The 15,441-nt window shown below is 73.7% G+C and carries 12 protein-coding genes; 7 read left to right on the top strand and 5 right to left on the bottom strand.

What is annotated here, in order from left to right; genetic code table 11:
• Positions 1-672: 672 nt before the first annotated feature.
• Positions 673-2,541, top strand: coding sequence for a 2-oxoacid:acceptor oxidoreductase subunit alpha (locus ACIRBX_RS28955; RefSeq protein ID WP_402301249.1), 1,869 nt, complete (start codon positions 673-675; stop codon positions 2,539-2,541).
• Positions 2,541-3,572, top strand: coding sequence for a 2-oxoacid:ferredoxin oxidoreductase subunit beta (locus ACIRBX_RS28950; protein ID WP_402301081.1), 1,032 nt, complete (start codon positions 2,541-2,543; stop codon positions 3,570-3,572). Before ACIRBX_RS28955 ends, ACIRBX_RS28950 begins: the two co-directional genes overlap by 1 nt.
• Before the next feature lie 16 nt (positions 3,573-3,588).
• Here the strand turns inward: ACIRBX_RS28950 and ACIRBX_RS28945 are convergent, their stop codons facing one another.
• Entirely contained in the window at positions 3,589-3,969 is a 381-nt protein-coding gene (locus ACIRBX_RS28945; protein ID WP_402301078.1) for a winged helix-turn-helix transcriptional regulator, read from the bottom strand.
• Positions 3,970-4,064: 95 nt separating this feature from the next.
• On the opposite strand from ACIRBX_RS28945, the gene ACIRBX_RS28940 reads away from it, so the two are divergent.
• From ACIRBX_RS28940 to ACIRBX_RS28930, 3 genes are all read left to right on the top strand, one after another.
• Entirely contained in the window at positions 4,065-4,916 is an 852-nt protein-coding gene (locus ACIRBX_RS28940; RefSeq protein WP_402301246.1) for an SDR family oxidoreductase, read from the top strand.
• A gap of 150 nt (positions 4,917-5,066) precedes the next feature.
• Entirely contained in the window at positions 5,067-6,038 is a 972-nt protein-coding gene (rarD, locus tag ACIRBX_RS28935) for an EamA family transporter RarD (RefSeq protein ID WP_402301075.1), read from the top strand.
• 142 nt (positions 6,039-6,180) lie between these two features.
• Positions 6,181-6,612: a hypothetical protein gene (locus tag ACIRBX_RS28930; RefSeq protein WP_402301072.1), complete on the top strand. Its 432-nt coding sequence runs from the start codon at positions 6,181-6,183 to the stop codon at positions 6,610-6,612.
• On the opposite strand, the gene ACIRBX_RS28925 is transcribed toward ACIRBX_RS28930, so the two are convergent.
• The 3 genes from ACIRBX_RS28925 to ACIRBX_RS28915 all read right to left on the bottom strand — a co-directional run bounded on the left by ACIRBX_RS28925 (position 6,568) and on the right by ACIRBX_RS28915 (position 9,809).
• The gene (locus ACIRBX_RS28925; RefSeq protein ID WP_402301069.1) at positions 6,568-7,488 is read right to left on the bottom strand and encodes an ABC transporter permease; all 921 of its coding nucleotides are present in this window, start codon (positions 7,486-7,488) and stop codon (positions 6,568-6,570) included. The two genes, ACIRBX_RS28930 and ACIRBX_RS28925, sit on opposite strands and share 45 nt — an antisense overlap.
• Positions 7,475-8,467, bottom strand: a complete 993-nt coding sequence (locus tag ACIRBX_RS28920; RefSeq protein ID WP_402301066.1) for an ABC transporter ATP-binding protein — start codon at positions 8,465-8,467, stop codon at positions 7,475-7,477. Before ACIRBX_RS28920 ends, ACIRBX_RS28925 begins: the two co-directional genes overlap by 14 nt.
• A gap of 181 nt (positions 8,468-8,648) precedes the next feature.
• Positions 8,649-9,809 (bottom strand): outer membrane lipoprotein carrier protein LolA, encoded by a 1,161-nt coding sequence (locus tag ACIRBX_RS28915; protein WP_402301063.1) that lies wholly within the window; start codon positions 9,807-9,809, stop codon positions 8,649-8,651.
• 193 nt (positions 9,810-10,002) lie between these two features.
• On the opposite strand from ACIRBX_RS28915, the gene ACIRBX_RS28910 reads away from it, so the two are divergent.
• The gene (locus tag ACIRBX_RS28910) at positions 10,003-12,579 is read left to right on the top strand and encodes a bifunctional FO biosynthesis protein CofGH (protein ID WP_402301061.1); all 2,577 of its coding nucleotides are present in this window, start codon (positions 10,003-10,005) and stop codon (positions 12,577-12,579) included.
• 393 nt (positions 12,580-12,972) lie between these two features.
• On the opposite strand, the gene ACIRBX_RS28905 is transcribed toward ACIRBX_RS28910, so the two are convergent.
• Positions 12,973-14,079 carry a tyrosine-protein phosphatase gene (locus ACIRBX_RS28905; protein WP_402301058.1) on the bottom strand — a complete coding sequence of 369 codons (1,107 nt, stop codon included), beginning with the start codon at positions 14,077-14,079 and terminating at the stop codon, positions 12,973-12,975.
• Between the two features lie 182 nt (positions 14,080-14,261).
• On the opposite strand from ACIRBX_RS28905, the gene ACIRBX_RS28900 reads away from it, so the two are divergent.
• The gene (locus ACIRBX_RS28900; protein WP_402301055.1) at positions 14,262-15,353 is read left to right on the top strand and encodes an ADP-ribosylglycohydrolase family protein; all 1,092 of its coding nucleotides are present in this window, start codon (positions 14,262-14,264) and stop codon (positions 15,351-15,353) included.
• Positions 15,354-15,441: the final 88 nt, after the last annotated feature.

Raw genomic sequence — 15,441 nt, 5'->3', positions numbered from 1 at the left:
GTAGGGCAGGTGCTCGGGGGCGCGGGGAACGGCGCGCGGGGGAACGCGGCGGGCTGTGTGCCGGGGGCGGAGGCTCGGTTGCAGGTGGTTCGCCGTGCCCGGCACGCGGGTTTGTGTCTTCCGGTTCGCGCAGTTCCTCGCGCCCCTGACTGCCCTGCGGGCAGCCCGGGCGATCGAACAGGTGGGGCGGTAGGGCAGGTGCTCGGGGGCGCGGGGAACGGCGCGCGGGGGAACGCGGCGGGCTGTGTGCCGGGGGCGGAGGCTCGGTTGCAGGTGGTTCGCCGTACCCGGCACACGGGTTTGTGTCTTCCGGTTCGCGCAGTTCCCCTGACTGCCTCCGGGCAGCCGGGGCAGCCCGGGCGCGGCGGGTGGGTAAGGGCTGGTCGGGTGGGGTGATCGGGTGGCTTCGGGGTTGATCGGATGGGTATCGATCGTGTGCGGGTGGATGTTGCCCGGAGGAGGGGACGCCTCCGGTTGGTGCGAGTTACGGTCCAGCGGAGGTCCGGCCGCCTAGGATGCGAAACGGTGCACCAGGCGGACGGGGCACACGGCTCACGCCCGCGGCTGGCGCCCACGAGGAGGTCCGCGGCAGTGACCAGTCAGGTGGATCAGGCAGAGGCAGTGGACGGCTCGGACGACGAGGGCCGGGCGGGCCCGGCCTCGCCACCGGGTGTGCGGCAGCGCGCGGCGGCGAAGCCGGTCCGGAAGCTCGACCGGGTGATCATCCGCTTCGCGGGGGACTCCGGCGACGGGATGCAGCTCACCGGGGACCGCTTCACCTCGGAGACCGCGTCCTTCGGCAACGACCTCTCCACCCTGCCGAACTTCCCGGCCGAGATCCGGGCCCCCGCCGGCACCCTGCCGGGCGTCTCGTCCTTCCAACTGCACTTCGCCGACCACGACATCCTGACCCCGGGCGACGCGCCCAACGTGCTGGTGGCGATGAACCCCGCCGCCCTCAAGGCCAACCTGGCCGACCTGCCGCGCGGCGCCGAGATCATCGCCAACACCGACGAGTTCACCAAGCGCGCCCTGGCCAAGGTCGGCTACGCCGCCGACCCGCTCACCGACGGCTCGCTGGAGGCGTACCACCTGCACCGGGTGCCGCTCACCACGCTGACCCTGGAGGCACTGAAGGACTCCGGGCTGGCCCGGAAGGACGCCGAGCGGGCGAAGAACATGTTCGCGCTCGGGCTGCTGTCCTGGATGTACCACCGGCCGACCCAGGGGACCGAGGCGTTCCTGCGGCGGAAGTTCGTCAAGAAGCCCGACATCGCCGAGGCCAACATCCTTGCCTTCCAGGCAGGTTGGAACTTCGGCGAGACCACCGAGGACTTCGCGGTCTCCTACGAGGTCGCGCCGGCCAAGCTGCCGCCCGGCACCTACCGGAACATCTCTGGGAACCTCGCGCTCTCCTACGGGCTGATCGCGGCGGGGGAGCGCTCGGGGCTGCCGCTCTTCCTCGGGTCTTACCCGATCACCCCGGCCTCGGACATCCTGCACGAGCTGTCCCGGCACAAGAACTTCGGCGTGCGGACCTTCCAGGCCGAGGACGAGATCGCCGGGATCGGCGCCGCGCTGGGGGCGGCCTTCGGCGGGGCGCTCGGTGTCACCACCACCTCCGGGCCGGGCGTGGCGCTGAAGTCGGAGACCATCGGGCTGGCGGTCTCGCTCGAACTCCCGCTGCTGGTGGTGGACATCCAGCGTGGCGGGCCGTCCACGGGGCTGCCGACCAAGACCGAGCAGGCCGACCTGCTGCAGGCGATGTTCGGCCGCAACGGCGAGGCGCCGGTGCCGATCGTGGCGCCGGCCACCCCGGCGGACTGCTTCGACGCGGCGCTGGAGGCGGCCCGGATCGCGGTCACCTACCGGACCCCGGTGTTCCTGCTGAGCGACGGCTACCTGGCCAACGGATCAGAGCCGTGGCGCATCCCGGCGGTGGACGAACTCCCGGAGATCGCACCGGACTTCGCCACCGGACCGAATCGCGAGGACGGCTCGTTCTGGCCCTACCAGCGCGACCCGCAGACGCTGGCCCGCCCGTGGGCGGTGCCCGGCACGGCGGGGTTGGAGCACCGGATCGGCGGCATCGAGAAGCAGGACGGCACCGGGAACATCTCCTACGACCCGGCCAACCACGACTTCATGGTCCGCACCCGGCAGGCCAAGATCGACGGCATCACCGTCCCGGACCTGGTGGTCGACGACCCGTCGGAGGGCGCGCGCGTCCTGGTGCTCGGCTGGGGCTCCACCTACGGCCCGATCACCGCCGCCGTCCGCCGGGTGCGCGCCGACGGCGGGCAGGTGGCCCAGGCGCACCTGCGCCACCTCAACCCCTTCCCGGCCAACCTCGGGGCGGTGCTGAAGGCCTACGACCGGGTGATCGTGCCGGAGATGAACCTCGGTCAGCTCGCCCTGCTGCTGCGGGCCCGCTACCTGGTGGACGCCCAGTCCTACAACCAGGTGCGCGGACTCCCGTTCAAGGCGGCCCAGTTGGCGGACGTGCTGACCGCCGCCATCGGCACCCTGGAGGAGAACTGATGGAGAGCCTTCGACTGGTGCCCAAGGCCGACGGGCCGCAGAGCGCCAAGGAGTTCAAGACCGACCAGGAGGTGCGCTGGTGTCCGGGCTGCGGTGACTACGCCATCCTGGCGGCCGTCCAGGCGTTCATGCCGGAGCTCGGCATCCGCCGGGAGAACACCGTCTTCGTCTCCGGCATCGGCTGCTCCTCGCGCTTCCCGTACTACATGAACACCTACGGGATGCACTCGATCCACGGCCGCGCCCCGGCCATCGCCACCGGCCTGGCCGCCTCCCGGCCGGACCTGAGCGTCTGGGTGGTGACGGGGGACGGGGACGCGCTGTCGATCGGCGGCAACCACCTGATCCACGCGCTGCGGCGCAACGTCAACCTCAAGGTGCTGCTCTTCAACAACCGGATCTACGGGCTGACCAAGGGTCAGTACTCGCCCACCAGCGAGGTCGGGAAGATCACCAAGTCCACCCCGATGGGCTCGCTGGACCACCCCTTCAACCCGCTCTCGTTGGCCATCGGCGCCGAGGCCACCTTCGTCGCCCGGACCATCGACTCCGACCGCCAGCACCTCACCTCGGTGCTGCGGGCGGCGGCCGAGCACCGGGGCACCGCACTGGTGGAGATCTACCAGAACTGCAACATCTTCAACGACAACGCCTTCGAGATCCTCAAGGACCCGGGCACCCGGGACGAGGCGCTGATCCGGCTGGAGCACGGGCAGCCGGTCACCTTCGCCGGCCGGGGCGTCTTCCGCGGCCCCACCGGCGAGCTGTACGTGGCCGAGGTGACCGAGGCCAACCGGGGTGAGGTGCTGGTGCACGACGCCCACCACGCCAACCCGGCGCACGCCTTCGCGCTCTCCCGGATCGCCGACGCGGACACCCTGCACCACACCCCGATCGGGGTGCTGCGCAGCGTCGGGCGGCCCGTCTACGACGAGCTGATGACCGGTCAGCTGGAGCGTGCGGAGGAGCAGCACGGCCGGGGCGACCTGGCCGGGCTGCTCACCGGCCGGGACACCTGGACGGTGGCCTGACGGTCACGGGCGGCCGTCAGCGCGCGTCGTACGCCTGACGGTTCGCCAGCACGCCGGGCGTCTGCCGCTCGACCCAGTGCGCGAGGCCGCCGACCATGTCGGCGGCCTCGCGGCCGAGCGGGGTCAGCCGGTAGTCCACCCGCGGCGGGATCACCGGGTGCGCCTCGCGCTCGACGAAGCCGTCCCGCTCCAGGGTCTGCAGGGTCTGGGCGAGCATCTTCTCGCTGACCCCGGCCACCCGGCGGCGCAGCTCGCTGAACCGGTACTCGCGCTCGGCCAGCGCGATCAGCACCAGCACGCCCCAGCGGCTGGTGACGTGCTCCAGCACGCCGCGCGAGGGGCACATCCGGTCGTTCACGTCGGGGGCGTGGACCAGTGCTTCGACACTTACCTTCATGTCAGTACCCTACTTCAAAGTGCGTACTTCCGATTGGTAAGTGCAGTACATACGGTGAGTGTGGAAAGCGCAAGACCACACCGACCAGGGAGTACCTGATGATCGTCGTCACCGGAGCCACCGGACAGCTCGGCCGCCTCGTGGTGGAGGGCCTGCTCGCCAAGGTGCCCGCGAGCGAGCTGGCGGTCGCCGTCCGCTCGGCCGGGAAGGCCGCCGACTGGGCCGCCGAGGGCGTGACGGTCCGCGAGGTCGACTACAACCGCCCGGAGACGCTGGCCACCGCCTTCGAGGCCGGTGACCGGGTGCTGCTGATCTCCGGCAGCGAGGTCGGCTCGCGGGTGCCGCAGCACACCGCCGTGGTCGAGGCCGCGAAGGCCGCCGGGGTCGGGCTGCTCGCCTACACCTCGATCCTCGGCGGGGACGAGGCCACCTTCCGGCTGGCCGAGGAGCACCAGGCGACCGAGGCCGCGATCCGCGCCTCCGGTCTCCCCTTCGTGCTGCTGCGCAACGGCTGGTACACCGAGAACTACACCGCCAACGCGGCCGTCGCGGTCGAGCACGGCGCGGTGGTCGGCAGCAACGGCGACGCCCGGATCGCCACCGCCGCCCGGCAGGACTACGCGGACGCGGCCGTCGCGGTGCTCACCGGCGAGGGCCACGAGGGCGCCGTCTACGAGCTGAGCGGGGACGAGGCCTGGAGCTTCTCCGAGTACGCCGCCGCGCTGGCCGCGCACACCGGCAAGCCGGTCGGCTACCAGGACGTCCCGGCCGAGACGCACCGGGAGATCCTGGTCGGGGCCGGCCTGCCGGAGGGTTTCGCCGCGATCCTGGTGGACGTGGACGCGGCCATCGCCCGGGGCGAGCTGGACCGGGACAAGGGCGTGCTGTCGACGCTGATCGGCCGTCCGACCACCCCGCTGGCCGCGACGGTGGCCGCCGCGCTCTGACCCGGCTCCGGGCCGGCGTCCCGAGGGGTGGGACGCCGGCCCGGCATCCGGTCCCTGTCATGAGCAAAACCCGGATTCAGGGATGACACCCCGCCCCTCCGCCCGCTACCTTCGTCCCGAGAGCAGCGCGCGCGGAGGGCAGGCCGGTCGATGGCAGAGCAGCAACAGGCCGGTGGCAACGCCGCCGGCCTCGGGTACGGATTCGCCGCCTACGGGATCTGGGGCCTCTTCCCGCTCTTCTGGCCGCTGCTGGAGCCGAGCGGCGCGCTCGACATCCTGGCCAACCGGATGACCTGGTCGCTGGTGGCCGTCCTGGTGATGCTGGCGGTGCTGCGCAAGTGGTCCTGGATACGCCCGCTGCTGCGCCAGCCGCGCCGGCTGGCGCTCTCGGTGCTCGCCGCCCTGGTGGTCTCGGTCAACTGGGGCGTCTACATCTGGGGAGTGAACTCGGGGCACGTGGTGGAGACCAGCCTCGGGTACTTCATCAACCCGCTGGTGACCATCGGCTTCGGCGTGCTGCTGCTGGGCGAGCGGCTGCGCCGGGCCCAGTGGGTGGCGGTCGGGATCGGCGTGCTGGCGGTCGCGGTGCTCACCGCCGGGTACGGGCGGCTGCCGTGGATCGCCCTGGTGCTGGCCTTCTCCTTCGGCACCTACGGGCTGCTCAAGAAGAAGGTGGCACTCGGCGGCACCGAGAGCCTGGCGCTGGAGACGGCCGCGATGTTCCCGTTCGCGGTCGGCCTGCTGGTCTGGCTGGGCGTCACCGGCCGGGGCAGCTTCGGCACCGAGGGCCTCGGCCACACCGGGCTGCTGATGCTCAGCGGCGTGATCACCGCCGTCCCGCTGCTCTGCTTCGGGGCCGCGGCCGTCCGGGTGCCGCTGAGCACCCTGGGGCTGCTCCAGTACCTGGCCCCGGTGCTGCAGTTCCTGCTCGGCATCACGGTCTTCCACGAGCAGATGCCGCCCGCCCGCTGGGCCGGCTTCGCGCTGGTCTGGGCCGCGCTGGCACTGCTCACCTTCGACGCGCTGCACCGGCTGCGGGTGAGCCGGGCGGAGCTCGCGGACGCCCTGCCCACCCCCGTCCGCGAGCCGGAGCGGACGGTGCTCCAGGGGTGCGCCGACTGACGCTCCGTCAGCTTCCGGCGGACGGTGAACAACTCGTTTCGAGATCTCCTCAAGCCGCCCGCAACCCTGCTAACGTCCGGGGTGCCCGCAGCCGACGGCGGCGGGTTGGCACCCCCTCGCCAGGGCCACGGGAGGAGTCGCGATGGTCCCGCTGAAGGCACCGCTGCCCCGGGCCCTGCCCCGGCCGTTCCGCCGGTCGGCGGCGGCCGACGGAGCCGCCGTGCTGGCCTCCGGAGGAGCGCTCCGGGTGCCCGCCGTGCGGCGCGAGATGGACGCCGCCGAGACCGGCGAACTGCTGCTGAGCGCCGACCGCCCCGGCGGCCCGGTCACCATCCGCTGGCAGCGCCCCGGCCGCCCGCCGATCACCCTGCAGGCCCCCAGCCGGCTCGACCGGGTCGAGCTCAAGGGCTCGCACCGGGCCCGGCTGCACGGGCTGACCGCCGGGGTCCGGCTGGTCTGCCACGGCTGGTCCCCGCTGTTCCTGGTCGCGCCCGCGCAGCTGCCGGTGCTGGCCTGTGCGGCGGCCAGCTCACGAAGTGACGTCGCGGGCCGTGAATCGGGCCCAGGCCGCTGAGCCGAAGACCGCCACGTAGAGCGCCTGGAGCCCGAGGTTCTTCAGCACCTCGTCCCAGTACATCGGCTGCCGCAGCAGGTCGCCGAAGCTCAGCCAGTGGTGGGTGAGCAGGTAGGGCTGGATCGCGTGCAACTGCGGGAAGGCGTCCAGGATCTGCACCGTGATCACCAGCACCACGGTGGTGGCCATCGCGGCGATCCCACTGCCCGTCAGGGTGGAGACGAACAGGCCGACCGCCACCAGCCCGGCCAGCGAGGCCGCCACCACCAGGGCCACCAGCACCGCCCGGAGCAGGGCCTCGCCCGGCCCGATGGTGTCGCCGGAGAGCAGCGTGACGTCGCCCAGCGGGAACAGCACCGCGCCGGTGGCCAGCGCGGAGGCCGCCACCGTCAGGGTGGCGCCCAGGCAGAACGCCAGCCCGGCCAGGAACTTGGCCACCAGCAGCCTGGTCCGCCCGGCCGGGGCGACCAGCAGGTAGCGCAGGGTGCCGGCCGAGGCCTCGCCCGCGATCGCGTCGCCCGCCACCACGCCGACCGTCATCGGCAGGAAGACCGGCAGGGTGACGGCGAGCGAGGTGAAGACCAGGAACATGCCGTTCTGGGTGACCTGGGCGATGAAGGCCGGGCCGCCACCGCCGCCCTCGCCGTCGGTCTGCCACCTGATCACCGAGCCGATCAGCACCGGCAGCCCGGCCAGGATGGCCAGCAGGGTGACGGTGCGGGCCCGCCGGAAGGTCAGCGCCAGCTCGCTGCGCAGCAGCGAGGGCGAGAGCGCGGCGGCCAGGGTGCCGGGCGTCCGGTGCCCCGCCCCGGGCCTCCGTGACGGTCCGTCGGGAGCCGGCGGCGGTCCGTCGGGGAGCAGCTCAGCCTGCGACATCGAAACCCTCTCCGGTCAGCGCCACGAAGGCGTCCTCCAGCGTGCCGCGCTCCACCGCGAAGCCCTGCACCCGTACGCCCGCCGCGACCAGGGCCGCGCACAGCCCGGGCAGCGCCTCGTCGGGCGGTGCGTCGGCGGTCAGCCGTCCCTCGCCGCCCTGCACGCCCGGGACCTGATGTCGAGTCAGCACCTCGGCGGCCCCCGCCACGTCCGGGGTGCGGACCACCAGGCGGCCCTGCGCCCGGGCGGCCAGCCCGGCCACCGTGCCCTGCACCAGCAGCCGGCCCTTGGACATCACGGCGGCGTGCGTGCAGACCTGCTCGATCTCGTCCAGCAGGTGCGAGGAGAGGAAGACCGTGGCCCCCTCGGCCGCCAACTCCCGGATCAGCGCCCGGATCTCCCGCATGCCCTGCGGGTCCAGGCCGTTGGTCGGCTCGTCCAGCACCAGCAGCTCGCGCGGGCGCAGCAGGGCCGAGGCCAGCCCCAGCCGCTGCTTCATGCCGAGCGAGTAGGCGCGGGCCTTCTTGCCGGCCGCGGCGGTCAGGCCGACCCGGTCGAGCGCCTCGGCCACCCGGCGGGCGCGGGTGCGCGGGTCGGTGGTCGGATCGGCCGCGTCGAACCGGGCCAGGTTGTCCCGGCCGGTCAGGAAGCCGTACAGGGCCGGGCCCTCGATCAGGGCGCCGACCCGGGGGAGCACGGCGGCGGTGCCGCGCGGCATCGGCTCGCCGAGCACCACCGCCTCGCCGGAGCTCGGGGTGATCAGGCCGAGCAGCATCCGGATGGTGGTGGTCTTGCCGGAGCCGTTCGGCCCCAGGAAGCCGAAGACGCTGCCCCGGGGGACCGTCAGGTCCAGCCCGTCGACGGCGAGTTGGCCGCCGGGGAAGCGCTTGGTCAGCCCCCGGGTGCGGATCACCTCGGCCGGAGCGGCCGGGCGGCCCGCAGCCGCCCGGCCGTCCGGCCGTTCCAGCAGGTCGGTCATCCGGGTCTTCCTCCTCGGCAGGGCCGGGCCGGGCGCCATCGGGGCGCGCGGCCCGGCGTTCTCTGGTCGGTCGCCGGTCCCGGTCAGGGGCTTCCTCCCCGGCGGCACCGGCGGCACCAGCGGGACCGGCGCACGCGCCGTGGCGACGCCCGCCGATCCGGCCCGACCGGGGAGGTGCCCGCTACTTCGCCCCGGCCGCGCTCTGCAGCACCTGCGGGGTGACGGCGCCGGCGAACACCCGGCCGTCGTCGGTGAGCAGCACGTTGACCACCTTGGTGGAGATCAGTTGGCCGCCGCCGACCGGCTTGCCGAGCGCCTTGGCGAAGCCGCCGGCCTCGCCGCCGGGAGCACCGGCCGCCTCGCTCGGGAGCTTGGCGCTGAGCACGGTGGTCCAGCCCTTGCCGGTGACCCGGAAGCCGCCGTCCTCGACGGCCTTCCCGGCCTTCGCCGGCTCCTCCGGGGAGGGGGCGGCCTGCCCGCGGGCGGCGTCGTGGCCGGCCCCGTCGGCCTGCTGCTCCGTCACCTTGGCGCCCTTGGGGGCGGTGAAGCGGAAGGTGTCGGCCGACGGGGTGGCGAACGAGACCTCGCTGAAGCGGGCGTCCAGCACCTTGGTGGAGCCGGCCCTGACCTGCACCGCGAGCGGCACGCCGTTCTCCGCCGCGACGGCGATCCGGACCTCGGTGATGGTGGAGCCGCTCTGCTCGGGCTTCACCCGCAGCTCGTAGGCGTCCTGGCCGGCGATGGTGGTGGTGCCCGCCACCGCGACCTCGGTGGTCCCCGCGCCCAGCTCCAGGAACTTCTTCGCCGCCTCCTGCGGGGTGACCGGCAGCGGCAGCTCCGGCTTCGCCTGCTCGGCCGCGCCGAGGCCGGTCAGGTGCACCGCCTCGTTGCTCTTGCTGTCCCAGGCCCAGGCCTCGGCGCCGTCGTGCACCAGCTCGTAGCCGGACAGACCGCCGATCAGGCCGAGCCGCTGGCGGTCCGGGCCGTCCACCGCGATCCGCAGGGTGTGCTCACCGCCCAGGAGTTGGAGCAGCTTGGACCCGGGGTCGGCGGACGAGCCGCCCCGCTCGCCGCCGTGGCCGCCGGCCGCGCCGCCGGGCAGGCCGCCGCCGAGCAGCTGGGTCGGCAGGCCGAGGTCGGCCTTGATCTTGACCGTGCCGGAGAGCGCCCGGGCGTCGGAGCCGAGCGCCTTGGCGACCACCTGCTCCGCGGTCAGCTCGGGCAGCTTCGGCCCGGACTCCCCGGCCATCGCGGGCACCAGACCGATCCCGGCGGCGGCCAGTGCCACCACACCGGCGGGCACCAGCACCCTGGCGGCCTTGCGTCGCGTGGTCCGTTCCATGACTTCCTACCCCTCATCAGGCGTCAGAACTACCGTGCTACCGCTCCATTGGACCCCGGGAGGCGGCCCCGCGGCATCGCTCCAGAGGGCCGGATCCGTCTACACCCAGCGTCGCACGTGACCCTGAGCACGTCTCAGGGTCGGGTCGTCCGGCAGGACGAACGGGCGAGCCGCCACCCGTTATCGTCGGCCCATGGACGCTACCGATCCCCGCCCCACCGCCAACTCGATGCGCCGTGCGCTGCGCAGAGCGCGGGACGGGGTGGCGCTGGACGCCGCCGAGGCGACGGTGCTGCTCCAGGCCCGGGGCGAGGAGCTGCGCGACCTGTGCGCGAGCGCCGCCCGGGTCCGCGACCAGGGGCTGCTGGCGGCCGGGCGGCCCGGGGTGATCACCTACTCGAAGAAGGTCTTCATCCCGCTCACCCGGCTCTGCCGGGACCGCTGCCACTACTGCACCTTCGTCACCGTGCCCGGCAAGCTCCGCAAGGACGGCCACGGCCTCTACCTCTCGCCCGACGAGGTGCTGGAGATCGCCCGGCAGGGCGCCGCGCTCGGCTGCAAGGAGGCCCTCTTCACCCTGGGGGACCGGCCCGAGGACCGCTGGCCCGAGGCCCGGGAGTGGCTGGACGCGCACGGCTACGACGACACCCTGGCCTACGTGCGGGCGATGGCGGTCCGGGTGCTGGAGGAGACCGGCCTGCTGCCGCACCTCAACCCCGGGGTGCTGAGCTGGACCGACTTCCAGCGGCTCAAGCCCGTCGCCCCCTCGATGGGCATGATGCTGGAGACCACCGCCACCCGGCTCTGGTCCGAGCCCGGCGGCCCGCACCACGGCTCGCCGGACAAGGAACCGGCCGTCCGGCTGCGGGTGTTGGAGGACGCCGGCCGCAGTGCGGTGCCGTTCACCACCGGCGTGCTGATCGGCATCGGAGAGACGTACGAGGAGCGGGCCGACGCGCTGTTCGCGATCCGCCGCACCGCCCGGTGCTACCAGGGCGTCCAGGAAGTCATCGTGCAGAACTTCCGGGCCAAGCCCGACACCGCGATGCGGGCGATGCCGGACGCGGAGCTGGAGGAGCTGGCCGCCTGCATCGCGGTCGCCCGGCTGGTACTCGGCCCCGGCGCCCGGATCCAGGCCCCGCCGAACCTGGTGGACGGCGAGCTCCCGCTGATCATCGGGGCCGGCATCGACGACTGGGGCGGGGTCTCGCCCCTGACGCCCGATCACGTGAACCCGGAGCGGCCCTGGCCGCAGATCGAGGAGCTGGCGGCGCGGACCGGCGCCGAGGGCTTCGCGCTGCGCGAGCGGCTGACGGTCTACCCGGAGTACCTGCTGCGCGGCGAGCCGTGGCTCGACCCGCGCGTCCTGCCGCACGTACGGGCCCTGGCCGATCCGGAGACCGGCCTGGCCCGGGAGGACGCCCGGCCGGTCGGGCTGCCCTGGCAGGAGCCGGACGAGCCGCTCACCGCCCGCGGCCGGACCGAGCTGCACCGGGAGATCGACGAGACCGGGCGCACCGGGGACCGGCGCGGTGACTTCGAGGAGGTCTACGGGGACTGGGCCGAACTGCGCGAGCAGGCGGCCGGGTTGGCCGCACCCGAGCGGCTGCCGGGGGACGTCCGGGCCGCGCTGGCACAGGCCGCCGACGATCCGCAGAAGCTGACGGACGCCCAGGCGCTGACGCTGTTCGAGGCGGACGGGGCGGCGCTGGACGCGCTCTGCGCCATCGCGGACGCGGTGCGGCGGGATGCGGTGGGGGACACCGTCACCTACTGCGTCACCCGGAACGTCAACTTCACCAACGTCTGCTACACCGGCTGCCGGTTCTGCGCCTTCGCCCAGCGGCGCACCGACGCCGACGCCTACACCCTCTCGCTGGACCAGGTCGCCGACCGGGCCGAGCAGGCCTGGGAGGTGGGCGCCACCGAGGTCTGCATGCAGGGCGGCATCCACCCGGACCTGCCGGGCACCGCCTACTTCGACATCGCCCGGGCGGTGAAGGCCCGGGTGCCCGGCATCCACGTGCACGCCTTCTCCCCGATGGAGGTGGTCAACGGGGCGACCAGGACCGGTCTTTCGATCCGGGAGTGGCTGACGGCGGCCAAGGAGGCCGGGCTGGACTCGATCCCCGGGACGGCCGCGGAGATCCTGGACGACGAGGTGCGGTGGATCCTGACGAAGGGGAAGCTGCCGGCCGCGACCTGGGTGGAGGTGGTCAGCACCGCGCACGAGCTGGGGCTGCCGTCCTCCTCCACGATGATGTACGGGCACGTCGACAACCCGTCGCACTGGCTGGCGCACCTGCGGCTGCTGGCCGAGATCCAGCAACGGACGGGCGGCTTCACGGAGTTCGTCACGCTGCCGTTCGTCCACACCAACGCCCCGGTCTACCTGGCCGGGATCGCCCGGCCCGGGCCGACGGCCCGGGACAACCGGGCGGTGATGGCCATGGCGCGGCTGCTGCTGCACCCGCACATCCGCAACGTGCAGACCAGCTGGGTCAAGCTCGGGGCGGAGGGTGCGGCGGAGATGCTGCGCTCGGGGGCGAACGACCTGGGCGGGACGTTGATGGAGGAGACCATCTCGCGGATGGCCGGTTCGTCGTACGGGAGTTACAAGTCGGTCCGGCAGCTGGAGGCCATCGCGGAGGCGGCCGGCCGGCCGCACCGGCAGCGGACCACCACCTACGGCGAGGTCCCGGCGGAGCGGCGGGCGGCGGCGCTGGCCTCGGACGGGCACCTGCCGGCACTGCTGCCGGTCCTCGACTGAGGACGGATGCACCGCGGCGCGCCGTCCGGGAGGGCAGTCAGCGCGGCGCGGCCTTCGGGAGGGCAGTCAGCGCGGGCCGGCGTCCGGGAGGGCAGCTACCGCGCCGCGCCGTCCGGGAGTGCAGCTACCGGACGCGACGTTCGGGAGAGGGCAGGCGCCCGGGGGCGCGGGGAACTGCGCGCGGGGGTACGGCAGCACCTGCAACTGGCTGATGGTGGGTCAGTTGCAGGTGGGCCGCCTTCCGACCCGCGCAGTTCCTCGCGCCCCCGGGCGCTGCATGGTTCTCGTGCCGGGGAAACCGGGCGCTGCATGGTTCTCGTGCTGGGGAAACCGGGCGCTGGATGCGTCTCGTGCCGGGGAGGCCGGGTGCTGCGTCGGCCTCGTGCGCTCGGGTCAGCCGACCAGGAGGTTGTCCTGGAGGTGGCGGAGCTCGTTGCGGTCGAGGCCGAGGCCGTTCTTCAGGTAGCGGTCGAAGGTGCCGTACTTGGCGGTGACCTCGTCGTAGCCGGAGTTGAGGTACTCCGGACGGACGTCCAGCAGCGGCTTGTAGACGGCCTGGTAGGGCGCCGGGAGGTGGGCGAGGATCGCGGCGTTGGCGGCGGCCCGGTAGTCGTTGCTGGCCAGGTAGTCGGCTTCGACGGTGGCCTTCGGGACGCCGAGGGCGGTGAGCAGGGAGGCACCGGCCCAGCCGGTGCGGTCCTTGCCCGCGGTGCAGTGGAAGAGGATCGCGCCCCGGTCGTCGGCGGCCCGCAGCACGCTGCGGTAGGCGGACTTGGCGCTGGCCGCCGAGACCATCACCTTCTCGGCGTCGATCATCGCCTGCACGGCGGCCTGCGGGGAGGTGACGTTGAACGCCCCGGTGTCCTCGACGCCGAGCACGTTGGCGTTGGTGACGGTGGCCCCGGCCGGGATGCGGTCCGGGGCGGCCTTCTGCTCGGCGGGGGTGCGCAGATCGAAGACCTGCTTGATGCCGAGGCGGCGGAGCTTGGCCAGGTCGGCGTCGGTGAGCTTGGAGAGGTCGTCCGAGCGGTAGACCTCGCCCATCCTCACCCAGCGGCCGTCGGTGGTCCGGTAGCCGCCCGCGTCACGGAAGTTGGGGGCCGAGGCCAGGTGCAGCGAGCGGTCCGCGACGGTCAGCGACTCGCCCCGGTCCGGGACCAGCTCGAAGTACCAGCGGTCGGCGGTGGCCAGGCCGGAGACGGTCACGGTGGCCGAGCCGGTGCCCCGGGCGACGGGGGTGCGGTGGCGGATGGCGTCGCGGTCGGTGCCGGCGTAGACGGTGACCCTGCGGGCGGTGGGGGCGGCCCAGGTCAGGGTGAAGCTGCCGTCGGCCCGCTGCGTGACGGTGGCGGCGGTGAAGGGGATGCGGTGGGAGGCCTGCTGGGCGTGGCGGCCGGTGGAGTCGGCCAGGGCGGGGGAGGCGGCCAGCGCGGTGGTGCCGAGGGTGAGGGCGCCGGTCAGGGCGACGGCGACGGCGAACCGGGTGCGGGTGGTGGTCATGGAGCGGACCGTAGGAAGTCCGTCGCGCGGTCCGGTGGCTCCGGGATGACGAGGCGGCAACGCTTTGTTGACGAGCTGGTGTTCCGGTCCCCGGCGCCTCCCGGGGTGGTATTCGAATACAGTGCGAGGGCGCTCCGGGGGGCGGGGCGAGGCAGTGGTCGAGGAGAGGTGCCGTACCCGTGATGGCCTTGTGGTCCCGAGCCCAGCAGCAGGACTTCCGCAGCCGGGTGCGCGGCTGCCTGCTCGGCGGGGCGGTGGGAGACGCACTCGGGGCCGGGATCGAGGACGACTCGCTGGAGAAGATCCGGGCCGCCCACGGCCCGGACGGGGTGACGGGCTACGTGGCCGCCTACGGCCGGCCGGGCAGCGTCACCGACGGCGCCCAGCAGACCCTGTTCACCGTCGACGGCCTGATCCGGGCGCACGCCCAGCGGGACGGCGGCAGTTGGCACCCGCCGAGCGACGTGCACCGGGCCTACCTGCGCTGGGCCGTGACCCAGCAGGACTGGGGCCCGGACGAGCGCAGGCCCGAGCTCGGCTGGCTGGGGCGTCAGGAGTGGCTGTACGCCCGGCGTTCGCCGGACCCGGCCGCGCTGGCGGCGCTGTCCGGTCCGGAGGCGGACCGACCGGGCTCGCTGGGCGAGCCGCGGAACCCGGAGTCCCGGGGGAGCGGGACGGTGGTCCGGGCGGCGCCGTTCGGGCTGCTGACGGCCTGGGACCCGGCGCTGGTCTTCCAGCTGGCGGTGGAGTGTTCGGTGCTGACGCACGGTCACCCCACGGCCTACCTGTCGGCCGGGGCGTTCGCGGTGATCGTGCACGCCGCCGCCCGGGGCGGGACGCTGGAGGAGGGGGTGCACCAGGCGCTGGCCACGCTCTCCGACCACCCGGGGCACGAGGAGACCACGGCCGCGCTGCGCCGGGCCCTGGACGCGGTCCGTTCGGGGGAGCCCGGGGCGGAGCGGGTGGAGCAGTTGGGGGACGGACGGGCGGCCGAGGAGGCGTTGGCGATCGGGGTCTACTGCGCGCTGGTGGCGCACGACCTCAAGTCCGGTCTGCTGCTGGCGGTCAACCACTCGGGGGACAGCGCCTCGACCGGTGCGCTCTGCGGCAGTCTGCTGGGTGTGGTGCACGGGGAGACCGCGCTGCCGCCGGAGCTGGTGGCCGAGTTGGAGGGCCGGGGGACGTTGCTGGAGCTGGCGGACGACTTCGTGCTGGAGCTGCTGCACGGCAGCGAGCTGCGCGGCCGGGCCTGGACGGAGCGGTACCCGATCTGACCGGGCACCGCTCCGGGGCCTGCTGTTCCGGGGGCTGCTGTTCCGGCGCTTGCCGTTCCAGGGCCCGCCGCGTCAGGAGCTGGTGCTC

It is taken from the genome of Kitasatospora sp. NPDC096147 (assembly GCF_044763225.1).
In the GTDB taxonomy this organism is placed as follows: Bacteria; Actinomycetota; Actinomycetes; order Streptomycetales; family Streptomycetaceae; genus Kitasatospora.
This window is presented reverse-complemented; position numbering and strand designations above follow the sequence as displayed.

Coding starts and splice junctions, on each gene's coding strand:
- ACIRBX_RS28945 (WP_402301078.1), bottom strand. CDS start 3,969: ATGAAGGTAAGTGTCGAAGCACTGGTCCACGCCCCCGACGTGAACGAC.
- ACIRBX_RS28900 (WP_402301055.1), top strand. CDS start 14,262: ATGGCCTTGTGGTCCCGAGCCCAGCAGCAGGACTTCCGCAGCCGGGTG.
- ACIRBX_RS28925 (WP_402301069.1), bottom strand. CDS start 7,488: ATGTCGCAGGCTGAGCTGCTCCCCGACGGACCGCCGCCGGCTCCCGAC.
- ACIRBX_RS28950 (WP_402301081.1), top strand. CDS start 2,541: ATGGAGAGCCTTCGACTGGTGCCCAAGGCCGACGGGCCGCAGAGCGCC.
- ACIRBX_RS28915 (WP_402301063.1), bottom strand. CDS start 9,809: ATGGAACGGACCACGCGACGCAAGGCCGCCAGGGTGCTGGTGCCCGCC.
- ACIRBX_RS28910 (WP_402301061.1), top strand. CDS start 10,003: ATGGACGCTACCGATCCCCGCCCCACCGCCAACTCGATGCGCCGTGCG.
- ACIRBX_RS28920 (WP_402301066.1), bottom strand. CDS start 8,467: ATGACCGACCTGCTGGAACGGCCGGACGGCCGGGCGGCTGCGGGCCGC.
- rarD (WP_402301075.1), top strand. CDS start 5,067: ATGGCAGAGCAGCAACAGGCCGGTGGCAACGCCGCCGGCCTCGGGTAC.
- ACIRBX_RS28905 (WP_402301058.1), bottom strand. CDS start 14,079: ATGACCACCACCCGCACCCGGTTCGCCGTCGCCGTCGCCCTGACCGGC.
- ACIRBX_RS28930 (WP_402301072.1), top strand. CDS start 6,181: ATGGTCCCGCTGAAGGCACCGCTGCCCCGGGCCCTGCCCCGGCCGTTC.